The sequence below is a fragment of the Bacillus sp. CH30_1T genome, assembly GCF_008364765.1.
Classification (GTDB): Bacteria; Bacillota; Bacilli; order Bacillales; family Bacillaceae_B; genus Rossellomorea.
On sequence record NZ_VTUY01000012.1, the window covers coordinates 14,841 to 28,861 of the forward strand.

At 42.1% G+C, this 14,021-nt stretch carries 14 protein-coding genes, 2 pseudogenes and 1 other annotated feature; of the genes and pseudogenes, 6 read left to right on the top strand and 10 right to left on the bottom strand.

Going from position 1 to position 14,021, the window contains the following annotated elements; translation table 11 throughout:
• Positions 1-79 precede the first annotated feature (79 nt).
• Positions 80-196: pseudogene (locus tag F0342_RS25750) on the top strand (hypothetical protein); the annotation flags it as partial.
• Positions 197-383: 187 nt separating this feature from the next.
• On the opposite strand, the gene F0342_RS20480 reads toward F0342_RS25750, so the two are convergent.
• Genes F0342_RS20480 through F0342_RS20490 form a run of 3 tightly spaced genes read right to left on the bottom strand, consistent with a single transcriptional unit; the run spans position 384 to position 2,770 of the window.
• On the bottom strand, positions 384-908 hold the full coding sequence (locus F0342_RS20480) for a DUF3221 domain-containing protein (RefSeq protein ID WP_149157695.1): 525 nt from the start codon (positions 906-908) through the stop codon (positions 384-386).
• Positions 909-957: 49 nt separating this feature from the next.
• Entirely contained in the window at positions 958-1,752 is a 795-nt protein-coding gene (locus F0342_RS20485) for an SDR family NAD(P)-dependent oxidoreductase (protein WP_149157696.1), read from the bottom strand.
• Between the two features lie 16 nt (positions 1,753-1,768).
• Positions 1,769-2,770, bottom strand: a complete 1,002-nt coding sequence (locus tag F0342_RS20490; protein ID WP_262481837.1) for an MBL fold metallo-hydrolase — start codon at positions 2,768-2,770, stop codon at positions 1,769-1,771.
• Positions 2,771-2,985: 215 nt separating this feature from the next.
• Positions 2,986-3,208 (top strand) — a binding site (T-box leader).
• A 50-nt stretch (positions 3,209-3,258) separates the two neighbouring features.
• Here F0342_RS20490 and proC point away from each other — a divergent pair.
• From proC to namA, 3 genes are all read left to right on the top strand, one after another.
• Positions 3,259-4,077 carry a pyrroline-5-carboxylate reductase gene (gene proC / locus F0342_RS20500; RefSeq protein WP_188048641.1) on the top strand — a complete coding sequence of 273 codons (819 nt, stop codon included), beginning with the start codon at positions 3,259-3,261 and terminating at the stop codon, positions 4,075-4,077.
• 73 nt (positions 4,078-4,150) lie between these two features.
• On the top strand, positions 4,151-5,302 hold the full coding sequence (locus F0342_RS20505; RefSeq protein WP_149157699.1) for a glycosyltransferase: 1,152 nt from the start codon (positions 4,151-4,153) through the stop codon (positions 5,300-5,302).
• A 99-nt stretch (positions 5,303-5,401) separates the two neighbouring features.
• Entirely contained in the window at positions 5,402-6,418 is a 1,017-nt protein-coding gene (gene namA, locus F0342_RS20510) for an NADPH dehydrogenase NamA (protein WP_149157700.1), read from the top strand.
• A gap of 49 nt (positions 6,419-6,467) precedes the next feature.
• Here the strand turns inward: namA and F0342_RS25555 are convergent.
• The 4 genes and pseudogenes from F0342_RS25555 to rnz all read right to left on the bottom strand — a co-directional run.
• Positions 6,468-6,785: pseudogene (locus F0342_RS25555) on the bottom strand (GNAT family N-acetyltransferase); the annotation flags it as partial.
• A 36-nt stretch (positions 6,786-6,821) separates the two neighbouring features.
• Complete coding sequence (locus tag F0342_RS25560) at positions 6,822-7,223, bottom strand: DUF5613 domain-containing protein (RefSeq protein WP_262481839.1); 402 nt, start codon at positions 7,221-7,223, stop codon at positions 6,822-6,824.
• A 29-nt stretch (positions 7,224-7,252) separates the two neighbouring features.
• Positions 7,253-7,792, bottom strand: coding sequence for a histidine phosphatase family protein (locus F0342_RS20520; protein ID WP_149157701.1), 540 nt, complete (start codon positions 7,790-7,792; stop codon positions 7,253-7,255).
• A gap of 10 nt (positions 7,793-7,802) precedes the next feature.
• On the bottom strand, positions 7,803-8,729 hold the full coding sequence (gene rnz / locus F0342_RS20525; protein ID WP_149157702.1) for a ribonuclease Z: 927 nt from the start codon (positions 8,727-8,729) through the stop codon (positions 7,803-7,805).
• A gap of 837 nt (positions 8,730-9,566) precedes the next feature.
• Between rnz and zwf the strand changes: the two genes are divergently transcribed.
• Positions 9,567-11,075, top strand: coding sequence for a glucose-6-phosphate dehydrogenase (gene zwf, locus F0342_RS20530; RefSeq protein ID WP_149157703.1), 1,509 nt, complete (start codon positions 9,567-9,569; stop codon positions 11,073-11,075).
• Between the two features lie 16 nt (positions 11,076-11,091).
• Positions 11,092-11,712, top strand: a complete 621-nt coding sequence (locus tag F0342_RS20535; RefSeq protein WP_149157704.1) for a cyclase family protein — start codon at positions 11,092-11,094, stop codon at positions 11,710-11,712.
• Positions 11,713-11,903: 191 nt separating this feature from the next.
• On the opposite strand, the gene F0342_RS20540 is transcribed toward F0342_RS20535, so the two are convergent.
• From F0342_RS20540 to F0342_RS20550, 3 genes are all read right to left on the bottom strand, one after another.
• Positions 11,904-12,740 carry a DUF2935 domain-containing protein gene (locus tag F0342_RS20540; protein ID WP_149157705.1) on the bottom strand — a complete coding sequence of 279 codons (837 nt, stop codon included), beginning with the start codon at positions 12,738-12,740 and terminating at the stop codon, positions 11,904-11,906.
• A 115-nt stretch (positions 12,741-12,855) separates the two neighbouring features.
• The gene (locus F0342_RS20545; RefSeq protein WP_149157706.1) at positions 12,856-13,437 is read right to left on the bottom strand and encodes an ATP-binding protein; all 582 of its coding nucleotides are present in this window, start codon (positions 13,435-13,437) and stop codon (positions 12,856-12,858) included.
• 82 nt (positions 13,438-13,519) lie between these two features.
• Positions 13,520-13,999, bottom strand: a complete 480-nt coding sequence (locus F0342_RS20550; protein WP_188048642.1) for a GNAT family N-acetyltransferase — start codon at positions 13,997-13,999, stop codon at positions 13,520-13,522.
• Positions 14,000-14,021: the final 22 nt, after the last annotated feature.

A 14,021-nucleotide genomic window follows, 5' to 3' on the forward strand; every position in this document is an offset into this window, starting at 1 on the left:
TGGATAGACAAAGGATCATGAAGATGATTGACAGGACGATTCAACAATTTGAACATACGAAAGAAACCGTCCCCCCCTCAATCAAAGGAATTACGAAGCCTTTACGGCAGAAATTGAGCTTCGATACCAAGTAGAACCCGATTCGGAGCTTCATGAAATCATTGAAGACGTTATATATGAGTTTCTAGTCGGTTAAACCTTTCTATAAATTAGAAGGGTTTTTCTGTTTTTGTTGAAATATGGATAATCAGTATGCGAGGAGAGAAGTACATGGGCACATGGATACAATGTGCCATTACAGCATCCTTAATCAAATAGAGAAATTAAAGGTAATTGAAAACAAATAAGAAAGCGTTGGTATATAATCAACGCTTTCTTATTTGTCATTTTGTAGAGGTATGTATCGGCACAATCACTCTTTCATTCTCGACATTCACAATGACATGTACATCTCTGTCGATGGAAAGATCCTTGAATCGTAATGAATATAAGCCGGTGGGATTTTTTTCAATGGACTGGATGACGACCTGTGAAAACCGGGGATCTTTTATGACTAATCTGACGGCAATTTCCTCGGTTTTGCTTTGTTGATCCGTCAGAAATACCAATTGATTCGCGGAAGCTCTTCGGGGATAGGATTCCTGGAGCTCACCATCAAACGTCACATTCACTTTTTTGCCCATCTCTATATCATCTCTATGCAATTTTTTATCTTTATCTGTCTTTATGACGGTTCGGTCACTGAAAGAAAACCAAACATCATTAATAAGCACTTGATTGCCTTCAAGCTGGGTAACAAAGCCTATGAAATTTGCGGTGGCTTGTGATGAATTTACAGATGTTGAAGGTCCGCAACCGGTAAACAGAAAACAGAAACTAAGGATCAGAACAGTCAAACACTTCTTCATAGACTCCCCCCTTATTAGATTAGACGAATGAGAGCATGATTTGGTTTCACTATTTTTTGAAGAAAAGGTTATTTCCTACTTTTTCGACAAAAGATGGGAATAATTGATAGATGACACTCCCCATATTCATCCATCGCGGCAGATTGATTTCCCTCCTATTTGTAAAAAGGGCTTCCACGACTTTTTGAGCGACATATGCCGGATCAAGCATAAATTTTTCTACATTCTTCACATACGTCCCGGATTCATCGGCAATGGAGAAAAAGTCTGTGGCAATCGGCCCGGGATTCACCGCAGTCACCCTCACACCGTACCTTTTCGCTTCCATCCTTAAACTGTTCGTATACCCCAGTACAGCATGCTTAGAGGCAGAGTACACACTCGACTTTGGTGAAGCGAACTTACCTGCCTGAGAGGCAATGTTGATGATATGACCAGATCCTTGTTGACGCATATAAGGAAGGACTTCTCCTGTGCATGCCATAAGTCCTAGAACATTCACATCCATCATTCCCTTTACATCCTGGAATGACGTTTCGTGTGCTTCCTGAAATACTCCATAGCCTGCATTATTGATCAATGCATGAATCGCTCCAAAGTCCTTCAGGATGGCGTTGAAGGTGCCTGGGATTTCGTCATAATCCGTTACATTTAACGGATACACTTCCACCTTACAATTGTATTCGGTTATGAGCTTTTCTTTTAATGCTTCAAGCAGCGGGACGCGACGTGCAATCAAGGCGAGATTGCCGCCGTTTTCTGCTACTTTAATGGCCATCTGTTCACCGATTCCTCCAGAGGCACCGGTAATGACAATGGTTTTTCCTGTTATTCTACTGTTCATGTCTGGTCACATCTTTCTAGGCAAAATAATAATAGATTCCTTCATGACATTCTATCTTTATGTAGTGAAGTGACTCAAGATAATCCAATTGTCCAATTGTTTCAGAGAGTGTCAGGCCAAGTTCCTTTTGATAGACGGTAGGAAAAAGTGTCTTACAGATGTCGAATACGGTCAGACGGTTACCTTTGATCATTTCGAGTACACCACGTGCTCTTTCATCCTGTTTCCCTAACCTCTTGGGAATTAATCCATGAACATCCGTAATATTGTCCCCATGACCGGTGTAGGCAAGGGAAATAGGAATATCCAATAACTTTTTCAAAGACGCATTGTATTGTAGCAATGGCTTTGAACGTTCCAGCTCACCTTCAAAAGGAGGTTCAATGAGTGGATTAGGGGAAATATTCGCGAGTATATGATCTCCGGCTATCAGAGTACCATCACTCTCCCTGTAAAAAGACAAGTGACTCTGGGCATGCCCTAACGTTTCAATGATCGTCCATTCTTCCATTCCGGGAATGACGTCCCCTTCCTTTATTTCAATATCCAGTTTTCGATTCCCCATAAATTTCAAAGGACTCTTGAATTTATGGATTGCCCGAACATACTCTTGAGGTAAACCGGATTGTATCGCCAATTGATGGAAGAAACGATCATACACTTCATGAAAATGGTCGTTGCGATCCAACCAAAACTTGTTATAAGGGTGCCCATATATTTTGACCGAGGAAGAGAACCGATCAAGTAACCCCGCGTGATCGGGATGATGATGGGTCAGAACGATTTGTTCAATATCTTGAGGTGTATACCCCAAAAGGGATAATTGCTCGGTCAACTGTACCCAGGCTGTGTCTGTAAGCGGCCCTGCATCCACCAATGTCAAGGCGTCCCCTTTCACCAAATAAACATTCACATCTCCAACGGCAAATGGAGTTGATAGAGTAATTTTTGCAATATCATTCACTAAGGTTGTCATAAATTCACCACATTCTTCATAATAAAAGGGGTAGGCAGCCAAAACGACATCCCCTTCCCTTACAGGCATTCATTTCTTTGATGTTAACAAAAAATGAATGACTCTTCATTTAATAGTGTACATTTTTCCCTAACAAATGTCATTTTTAAAATCATTGAATATACTGAAATAAACACTTGACAGATAAGCTGTCTTTCTATGATAATCACCTATAATATATGTTTACTATTGAAAAGTCACCTTACATAACAAAAAATGAAAAAGCGATGATAAAGAATAGTAATGAGTAGATGATGATAGAGATCGGTGCCCACCGGCTGAAAGGCACCGTCATCCCCTCTATTTGTGAACCTGCCTTTTGAGCGTCTTAAATCAGAACGTTTTTCCAGCGTTACTTGGAAGTGAAGTGTGTTCATTTCGTCCATTGAGGAATGAACAAAACAAGGTGGTACCACGGAAGCAGACCCTTTCGTCCTTTATGGATGAGAGGGTCTGCTTTTTTTTTCGAAAAATGGAGGAGGAATGAACGAATGAAGACATTGTTTATTGGAGCAGGGTCAATGGCTTACGCTTTAATGAGTGGAGCACTGAAGGCCGGGGTCCTGAAGAATGAAAACGTGCATGTCACCAATCGGGCCAACCAAGAGCGTTTAAACGAAATCGTGCACGAATTCGGTGTGCGTCATGTAGAACATGATTCACCATACGACGCCGTCATTCTGGTCATGAAACCAAAAGATTTTCATGAGGCAGCAGATTCAATTAGGACCCACCTTTCAAGGGATACAGTGGTCATTTCTGTTTTAGCAGGGATCACTATGGAACATATTAGCGATAAACTCTCCTTTAACGGAGCTGTTGCAAGAGCCATGCCCAATACTAGTGCGGCCATGGGAAAATCAGCTACCGCGGTATCGTTCAACCCGTACCTCTCTGACTCCCAGAAAGAATGGACGACAACATTATTCCAATCCGTCGGCACAGCAGTGGAAGTAGCGGAAGAACAATTAGACCTTATAACGGCTTTATCAGGCAGCGGCCCTGCTTATATTTATTACGTAGCTGAATTACTTAAGAATGCGGCAGTAGAGTTAGGTTTGCAGGAGGAACTCGCTAAAAGCCTCGTTACCCAAACGATTGCAGGAGCAAGTGCGATGCTTGAAGAATCCGGTTTGGAAGCCCGGGAATTAAGGAGAAACGTGACCAGTCCAGGTGGAACGACAGAGGCGGGAATCACCATTTTGGAAGATTACCAGGTTAGAGATGCGTTTTTCCAATGTGTCTCATCTGCGAAAAGCCGTTCTGAAGTTCTTGGGAAGGAATTAAAAAAACAATCTTTGAAAAAATAAGGTAAAAACCCATCATCATTCGCAAATTTCATTTTCCATTGATACAATCAAAGCAAAAAAGAAGGTCGGCACAATGATTTCCCTACTCATTCTACTTTACACTGTACTTACAGTCTGGCTGGTTCTTACCATAGATGTGTGGAGGGGCTTATCAAAGCTCTCTTCCATACAAGACTTCTCCCCTACAGATCAAGGGTCACTCCTATCTGTCATCGTACCGGCGAGAAACGAAGAAGAAACGATAACAGACAGCATCCTGTCGCAGCTGAAACAGGACTATCACCAAATTGAATGGATCGTAGTCAATGATCGTTCAACAGATGGAACTTCTGAAAAGCTTGAAGCTTTGGCCGAACTGGATAAACGAATCAGCGTCCTTCATAACGACTCACTGGAACAGGGATGGCTGGGGAAAAATCAGGCATTATATAAAGGGTATCAAATGGCAAAAGGAGACCTGATCCTTTTCACCGATGCCGACGTCATCTTTAAAGACCCCACCATCTTATCCAGAGCGGTGTCCTTTCTTCAATCACAGAAACTGGACCACGTTACCCTGGCTCCTTATATTCGATCGGAATCCTTTTGGCTAAAAAGCTTTGTGGCTTTTTTCTTATTCGGTTTCACTTTTTATAAAAGACCATGGAAAGCGAACGACCCCTCCTCTAAGACAGGTATGGGCATCGGAGCCTTCAACCTCATCACCCGACAGGCATATGAGGAAATCGGTACTCACGAAGCAATTAAGCATATGCCCGATGATGACCTGCAGCTGGGGGTTCAGTTAAAGAAACACCATAAAAAACAATTCTTCCTCACTGCCCTTCAGTCTCTGGAAGTGGAATGGTATCGATCCTTGAAAGAAGCCTTCAACGGATTGGAAAAAAACACATTTGCAGGCCTGCACTACTCCATGCTGCTCGTTGTGTTTGCCATGATTGGAATCTTCTGCTCTTCGGTACTCCCTTTCATCACGATTTTTTCAGCGTCACCCCCAATTCGAATCGTGAGTCTGTTGATCATTTTATTCATTGGCATCACTTATTTCAAAGTCATAAAGCAGATGACGAATGAGTCTTCTCTTCTTTTTCTTGCATTACCCGTAACAGCCCTTTTATTTATCTACTCCATTGGACGAGCTACGTTTTTAACCTTTAAACGAGGCGGAATCGAATGGCGTGGAACGGTTTATTCGTATAAGGAATTGAAGCAGAAAAGAAAGTAAAGCACATTACTTTTCTAACAAAAAAGGTGTTGTTATAATTCATGTGCAGTACTATTTAGCAACCCGAAACAAATACAACGTCATGGAAGGTGATCGGAAATGAACGCAAAGCTATTTCAACCATATGCACTTAAAGATGTAGAATTGAAGAACAGAATTGTAATGGCACCTATGTGCATGTATTCTTCTCATAACGGAGATGGAAAAGTCGAGAATTGGCATCGTACTCACTATACAAGCCGTGCAGTGGGTGGCGTTGGGCTCATCATTCAGGAAGCTACAGCTGTCACGCCCCAAGGAAGAATCTCCCCGCAAGATTTAGGGATTTGGGATGACGAGCATATTGAAGGATTAAAAGAATTAGTCGGATTAATCAAAGAACACGGTACGAAGACAGGCATTCAGCTTGCTCATGCAGGAAGAAAGGCCGTTCTCGAAGGAGATATTCTTGCTCCATCTGCGCTCCCGTTCAACGATGAGATGAAAACGCCTGTTGAAATGACGAAGAATGATATTAAAGAGACCGTCACTGCCTTCATCAAAGGAGCCGAAAGAGCGAAGAAAGCGGGCTTTGATGTGATTGAAATTCACGGGGCACATGGATATCTCATCAACGAATTCCTGTCCCCGCTTTCCAATAAACGTACGGACGAATACGGCGGATCTGCTGAGAACCGCTACCGATTCCTTCGTGAAGTCATTGATGGAATTCAACAAGTATGGGACGGACCTCTCCTTGTTCGTGTTTCCGCCAAAGATTATAACGAAGAAGGACTGGACGTTGAAGACTATGTGGTGTTCGCCCAATGGATGAAGGAACAAGGAGTCGATTTAATCGACGTAAGCTCCGGTGCCGTCGTACCCGCGCGAATCCCTGTGTTCCCTGGTTATCAGGTGAAGCTTGCTGAAACCATTAAAAAAGAAGCGAAAATCGATACAGGTGCAGTCGGGCTGATTACGACAGGCATACAAGCAGAAGAAATCCTGCAAAACGAGCGTGCTGACCTCGTCTTACTCGCTCGTGAATTACTTCGTGACCCATACTGGCCAAGAACGGCGGCAAAAGAACTGGGTGTAGAGATCGAATCGCCTAAGCAGTATAATCGCGCCTGGTAGGAAATGACTTAATAAGAGTTGCATGCCAACAGGCATGCAACTCTTATTTTTATTCATACACTTTTTGTACTTCATACCTAAACCCTAAACAACGGTAGTTTTGTTTTTGATACATCAATCTCGGTGTATCCTCTCCATCCGCTACCAGAATCACGGTTTTATCGGCGAATTGTCTCATGACGAACTGTTGCAGCCTGCTTGCGATCCCCTTCTTTTGAAACGATTCATGAACCACCAGTCCATCGATTTCTGCTGTCTCGTCTTCAACGATCACATCCACGGATCCGGCCGGAGTCCCCATATAGAATGCGAGGAGCTGCATCAAACGGGGATTTTGAAAATTCCTCTTATGCATGTCGACCTTTTGATTTGCAAAGGCTTCACCGTACTCAAGATCCTGACGTTATTGAAATGCCAGGTACGCATCCAATTCCCTGTCGGTCACCACTTTCACTTGAATATCAGAATTGTCTTCTTTAGAAGGAAATTGACCAGGTTCTATACTGTATAGTTCATTAAATCCTGATTCATACCCTTCACGTTTAAAATAATCCATAAATTCCTCTGTTAGTTTTGTATCCTGGGGAAAATAAAATTTCACATGCTTTTGCCCTTTTGATTGATGAAATCCCCTTAAAAAGTGAGCAGCCTCATTAAATTCAGCCAGGGTTGGATGTTTTTTGAATTCAAGAAAGTTGCTATCATACCTTGTTAACATTTCTGGAAAATGAATATGTTTATAAAGATCATTCTCTCCTATTTCAAGTCCTGGATTATAAATATGGTCAAATGTGATTTCTTTCATTCGTACTCCCCTTTTCCCTCTATGATCCCTTACTCCCAGATCCGTTGAACACATGCTACGTCTTCTTCGACTTTAACTACATATACATCAGGATTGGAAAGTGCGAACAGCTCATCATATCCGAATTTCTCATCAAACAATCTCAAAAGCAGCGTCGTTAAGTTTCCATGACTCACACACACCACATGATCTTCTTCTTTTTCTAATACGTCTTCTATAAAAGACCTCGCTCTCCCCATTGCTTGGTCATTCGATTCCCCACCAGGTAAAACAAGTGAAAAGTCATCAAAGCTCTTCTTTAACTTCTCCATCCAATCAGGAAGTTCCCGATCACTTAACACTCTTTCTCCCAAGCGATCGTCTTCTTGAATCGTTAATCCGGACTGTTTGGCAAAGGGTGCTATGGTATCTATGGTTCTTACAAAAGGACTGGAATAGATCGCTTCAATCGATCTATTTTCGAGAAATGCAGCCAATTGTACCGCTTGCTGTTTCCCTACCCCCGTTAACGGCGAATGAAAAGGCTGCCCTTCGGCTTTGGCATGGCGCACCAAATAAATCGTTTTCATTTGCTTCCCCTCACTTCTTTACTGGTATTACGTATTCCATGAAGTCTTTTGCGATATATGATTCTGGAAAAACGTCCCTTGCTTCCCTCTCCAACTCTTCCCATGACTCTTTTGCATATCGGGAGGAAATATGGGTCAAAAACAGCAATTTAGCTCCTGCTTTTAAAGCTGTCTCTCCTGCTTGCTTTGTCGTAGAATGGAAATATTCACGGGCCATTTCTTCCTGCTCACGATTGAAGGTCGCTTCATGAATGAGTACATCTGCTGACCTTCCTAAATCAACAGCACTAGAACAAACCCTGGTGTCTCCAAGGACCGTGACAACCCGTCCAGGAATCGAAGGTCCAAGAAAATCCTCTCCATTAAGTTCAGTACCGTCTTCCAGCTGGACGGTTTCACCTAATTTCAATTTCTTGTAGACGGGTCCAGGTTGAATACCTCTTTCCTGTAATTGATCAACTTGAAGGACACCCGGTTTATCCTTTTCCACCACACGGTATCCGAAGGTAGGCAGAGCATGATCCAGCTCCCTCGCCTCTACAATAAATCCTTCATCTTCAAAGATTGCCCCTTCTTCGATCTCGATCACTTCAAGGGGATATTGAAGATGAGTCCGGCTGATTGATAGAGACACCTGGATATACTCTTTGATTCCCTTAGGTCCATATACCGTAAGCTGGGACTCTCCACCTTGAAAGGAGCGGCTGCCTAATAATCCTGGCAACCCATAGATATGATCCCCGTGTAAGTGGGTGATGAAAATCTTCTCTATCCGTCTCGGTTTCAAGCTAGTATGTAAAATTTGATGCTGCGTTGCTTCCCCACAATCAAAAAGCCAAACCGCACCGCGTTCTTCTAATAATTTCAAAGCAATACTGGTCACATTCCTCAGTTTTGCGGGTACCCCTGCCCCGGTTCCTAAAAATAATAATTCCAACTTATTCACTCCTATGATGAGCCATACTGCCATTATTTTAGCACATCCAACGATAATTTACCTTTCTCTCCCATCGTTCATACTGCGTTATCTCTCCCTAAATACAATTGAGTAATAAGAACGTGAATTAAAGACAATATAATGACGTAGAGATTCTGCATAAAACGTTTTCGTGTTTATTATAAATGGCTCTTTTCATAAAGTTATTGCTACCTTAGAAAAGAAAGTAGAAGTTGATTTCCGCTCCAGGATGCTCGCTTTCCGCGGGGCTGGCGGTGAGCCTCCTCGGCTGCGCCTCCGGGGTCTCACCTGTCCAGCTATTCCCGCAGGAGTCGAGCATCCTGCAGCGAGAATCAACTTTCTGAGCATGTATCCTTAAAAGAAATGAATAAATACAAGAATTTCAGCAAACAACCTCATTAAAGGTGAGTAGAGATCAATTTCTTTTTAAGAAAGTAGAACTTTGTTTTCTATTAGATTTTCTTTTATTGCCTTTTAGCTCTGTCACGAAAATCTCTTATAGATGGTGAGGGGAACTGCGTAGACTCCGGCGGATTTTGGGCGTGCCGAGACCCCGGAAGCGAAGCTGAGGAGGCTCGGCCGAACGTCCGCGGAAAGCGAAGCGGTTCCCCTCACCATCCAGCACATACTGATTGACAGAGCGAAAGCAGACTTTTTGTTAAAAAACAACAATCTTTGCGAAAAGAGCATAATAAAAAAAGTCATCAGCATATAATTTGCTTATTGAACCATAAGTCTTTAAAATTAAGTAATTGTATAGGATATTAAATAAGAAGACATACATTAAACAAGCTAGCAACAAGATAAAGTGAGGTCATGACATTGAATAATTCAACTGCACCATCATCTCTCATTACGATTTTTGGAGCCACTGGTGATTTAGCAAAAAGAAAACTTTATCCATCTCTTTATCACTTGTTCCGAAAAGGGAAAATTTCAAAGCGTTTTGCCGTTGTAGGGGTAGCACGCCGTGAATGGTCAAATGAAGAGTTCCAGGAACACGTCAAAACATCGGTACATAAAGCATTAGGCAGCAACGAAAACATAGATGAGTTCGTCTCTCATTTCTACTATCAGCCGAATGATGTTTCAAACAGTGACTCGTATAAAGCGTTGAAAAACCTTTCTGAAGAACTGGATGAAACATATGAATTAGAAGGAAATCGCATTTTCTACCTGGCGATGGCTCCTGAATTCTTCGGAACGATTACAGAGCAATTGAAGAATCAAGGTGTAACCGATACAAACGGTTTCCAAAGACTGGTCATCGAAAAACCATTCGGTCACGACCTGCCTTCAGCCGAAAAACTGAATAGCCAGATCCGCGAATCGTTCTCTGAGGATCAAATTTACCGTATCGACCACTATCTCGGGAAAGAAATGGTTCAAAACATCGAAGTCATCCGCTTCGCCAATGCGATGTTTGAACCCTTATGGAATAATCGTTACATCTCTAACATCCAAGTCACTTCCTCTGAAGAGCTCGGTGTTGAAGATCGTGGACGCTATTACGAAAAAAGTGGAGCTCTCCGCGATATGGTTCAAAACCATCTGCTTCAAATGGTTGCTTTACTTGCCATGGAGCCCCCAATCAAATTGACGACAGACGAAATCCGCAGCGAGAAAGTCCGTGTATTAAGATCCCTGCGTCCGTTTGAACATGAAGAAGTGAAAGATTATTTCGTTCGTGGTCAATATGGTCCTGGAACATCCGGTAATCAGGATCTGCCAGGTTATCGCGAAGCAGACAACGTTGATGATCAATCCAATACCGAGACTTATGTTGCAGGAAAACTGATGATCGATAACTTCCGTTGGGCTGGGGTTCCGTTCTATATCCGCACAGGAAAGAGAATGGAAACAAAGTCAACGAAAATCGTCATCCAATTCAAAGATATTCCAATGAACCTGTATTACAATCCGGACAAGCCGCTGGCACCTAATTTATTGGTGATTCACATTCAACCTGAAGAAGGAATTACTCTCCACTTAAATGTGAAAAAATCCGGACAAAACATTGAAACGACTCCAGTGAAACTAAACTTTGCCAACACCAGTGTAGACGGGATGAACACGCCGGAAGCATATGAGAAGCTTCTATTCGATTGCCTGCGCGGGGATGCAACCAACTTCACTCATTGGGATGAAGTGAAGCTATCCTGGGCATTCGTCGATAAGATTTCTGAAGTATGGGAACATACACGTGACGGAGAATTCCCGAACTACGAAGCAGGATCAATGGGTCCGAAAGCAGCCGACAATCTTCTGGCTAAAGATGGCTTCTACTGGTGGCCAATTGCGAATCTAGACGTAGACCAATGCTAAGGAAGGTGTGGAAACAATGAAAATTTATGATGTAACAGCTCCAATCTTTAACGGAATGCCGGTTTATAAGAACAAACCGGAAAAACAACCTGCGATCGACACAAAAACGAATGGTCATGTTACAGAGTCCCGCATCTCAATGGATGTTCATACAGGAACACATGTTGATGCTCCACTTCACATGATCAACGACGGTGAAACAATCGAAACCATCGATATCGAACAGCTCGTTCGTCCCGTTAAAGTATTCGATCTGACAAAAGTAGATGAGAAAATCAGCCTGAAAGATATCGACGGATTAGAAATTGAAGAGAATGATTTCATCCTCTTTAAAACAAAAAATTCATGGGATACCGAATTCAACTTTGAATTCGTCTATGTAGCAGAAGATGCAGCAGCGTACCTTGCAGACAAGAAAATCTCAGGGGTTGGAATCGATGCACTTGGTATTGAAAGAGCCCAGGAAGGACACCCTACTCACCGCAGTTTAATGGGAAGCGGAGTCATCATCATGGAGGGACTTCAACTGAAAGACATTGAAGCCGGCCAATACTTCATGGTTGCCGCTCCACTAAAGATTGAAAACACCGATGCATCACCTGCACGTGTGTTGTTGTTTGATGAATTGATAGGGTGAAATCCGAAAACGACTCTCTAGTTTCCTAGGGAGTCGTTTTCATATTTAGGGGTCTACCATCTCACCCGAAGGATCAACCATTTCGAAGATAGAAAGGTCCATATTCTCTAAAATTCTAAACTTTCCTTTCGTAAGTCCTAAAACAGACTTTAATTCTAAGAATGATACCTAAAAGCTTGAGGATTCACCCCTCAAGCTTTTGAATTATTCCGTAATGTGGGTTTGGTCAGCTTACAATCCGGATAGTGAATGGAAGGAGCATAATACGAGAGCTTCTTCATGAAATAACATGCTTCAGGGAAATGATGCTCGAGAAACCGGAGTGTAGAATTATTCAGCACTTCATCCTTCACATACATTTGCAGCACTTCCTCGACCAGCTTAGTGAAGGCTACAACCTGTAATGAAACATCTTCTGCAAATCGGATTTGAGCCGGGAAACCAGGCTGAGTAAAGTGCAAATAGCCTTTGAACATATCATTTTTCACTATGAATTGTGAAAACTGCACCACTACTGCGTTAGCCCTTTCAATGAGATCAATTTCGACGCTATCCAGTATATCAATTAGCAAAGCCGCATGTCCCCGTTGATCGTCAAGCCACAAATCCAATAAATTCACAAGGGAAAGTGCCTGATACTCTATCCCTTTCATGTAGCTCATCAAAATTCTTAAGTATTCCCTATTCTCTGCCAAAGTCCCATTCAAGTAGCTAGGGGACAAATTTAAATTCACCTGATTGAATAGGCGTAAATGTAATAGGTGGCCTTCGAACGTATAATATTGGTAGGAAACATCATGTGCCCATTCTGAAAGCTGAATCATTTCAGAAGCTGAAGGAGGCAAATCCCTTGGGATTTTCATCATTTCCTCCTCAACATTTCCAAACCACTCAATGTAATATTCAGCCTGTTTGACCCATTTATCTTCTGTGGGGCTTAAATAATCACGGATAAAATAGGCATGATCTTTTAATATCCCCAACCAAAATTCATGCTCCTGCCAGGGTGTAATCTTCTCAAATCCCATAGAACCTACCCCTTTCACACTATACTTAACTTTATTAAGTGAAAGAGGCGTTCATGCTTAGAATAAAAAAGCATTGTTTAATTGATCCCATTATTAGTTGAAGAACCATGCATTTTTAAGTCTTATCATTCCAAGACTCATATTCTTTGGGCTCATCAATTATCTTCCCAATGACATTCTGCACTTCATCCGAATGTCTAATGACATATAAATAATCAGCTTCTCCCTCAACAGGTGCCGCTACATCCTTGAAGTAAGCGTCAGTCTCTTGCCGGTTCAGGACTTCTTCAAAGGTGGTAGCATTCCTGAAGATGGCTGTACTCCGATCACTGTTTACCACTCTGGCTTGAAGAATCCGGTCGGGGATATCCAAATGAACAAGGATGGTGGTAAATCCCTTCTCTTTGAAGTGATCCAACAGATTCAACCGTCCACTGCGGCTCAGATTCGAATTACAAAGAATGAGGTGAAATGAAGTCTCATTCATGGCATAGTCAACAATGGTTTGACTGACGGCATATTTGAGCGTATTTGGCCCTTCCATTGGAAGCAGACTTCTATAAAAGTTGTTGATGAATTCAGCATGGGTATCCTGGTCGATCACAACGGAATTCAGCAATTGTTCTGCCAGACTTCTGGCGAATGTTGATTTTCCGCTATGGGTCTTACCAACTGTCATGATTACTAGTCTTGTCATGAATGGACCTCCAATTCATAGTTTAAACTCAATGCTTAGATTCCATAAAGAAGGCTCCCATTTTAAGAGAGCTACACGTGCCTTATCCATCTACTTTGATTTCCATTTTTCTTGCCTGTGTCTTCATTCCCATTGCTTCGTAAAACTGAATAGCCGTATTATTAAATTCCCAGACACCGAGCTCCAGGCTTTCGGCTCCTGTGTCCTTTGTAAATTCTACTGCTTTAGTAAACAATTGTTTTCCTAATCCTTTTTCTTTATATTTTTCTGTTACTCCGAAGTCCTCTATGAAGACATATTCTTTTTTCACTATAGTTTCTCGGTCAGGGGTTTCGTTCTTCCTTAAAAATGTAAAGGCGATAATTTCATCGTTAAGATCGATTACAAACACTCTCGCGTCATCGTTCATAATCAATCCCTCATAATAACTCATGTCCAGCGTATGTTCAGTCACATTATATCGATCGGGTCTTCCTGAAACATGAAGATCGTGAACCTCTTTATGGATTGGTTTTATTTTTTCGTAATCGTCTAAAGTCGCTTCTCTTAAGACAAACTTCAATTTGATTCCCCCTTTTCTGTTA

Coding starts and splice junctions, on each gene's coding strand:
- F0342_RS20485 (WP_149157696.1), bottom strand. CDS start 1,752: ATGAACAGTAGAATAACAGGAAAAACCATTGTCATTACCGGTGCCTCT.
- F0342_RS20505 (WP_149157699.1), top strand. CDS start 4,151: ATGATTTCCCTACTCATTCTACTTTACACTGTACTTACAGTCTGGCTG.
- F0342_RS20545 (WP_149157706.1), bottom strand. CDS start 13,437: ATGACAAGACTAGTAATCATGACAGTTGGTAAGACCCATAGCGGAAAA.
- F0342_RS20540 (WP_149157705.1), bottom strand. CDS start 12,740: ATGGGATTTGAGAAGATTACACCCTGGCAGGAGCATGAATTTTGGTTG.
- proC (WP_188048641.1), top strand. CDS start 3,259: ATGAAGACATTGTTTATTGGAGCAGGGTCAATGGCTTACGCTTTAATG.
- namA (WP_149157700.1), top strand. CDS start 5,402: ATGAACGCAAAGCTATTTCAACCATATGCACTTAAAGATGTAGAATTG.
- F0342_RS20480 (WP_149157695.1), bottom strand. CDS start 908: ATGAAGAAGTGTTTGACTGTTCTGATCCTTAGTTTCTGTTTTCTGTTT.
- zwf (WP_149157703.1), top strand. CDS start 9,567: ATGACATTGAATAATTCAACTGCACCATCATCTCTCATTACGATTTTT.
- F0342_RS25560 (WP_262481839.1), bottom strand. CDS start 7,223: ATGAAAGAAATCACATTTGACCATATTTATAATCCAGGACTTGAAATA.
- F0342_RS20535 (WP_149157704.1), top strand. CDS start 11,092: ATGAAAATTTATGATGTAACAGCTCCAATCTTTAACGGAATGCCGGTT.
- F0342_RS20520 (WP_149157701.1), bottom strand. CDS start 7,792: ATGAAAACGATTTATTTGGTGCGCCATGCCAAAGCCGAAGGGCAGCCT.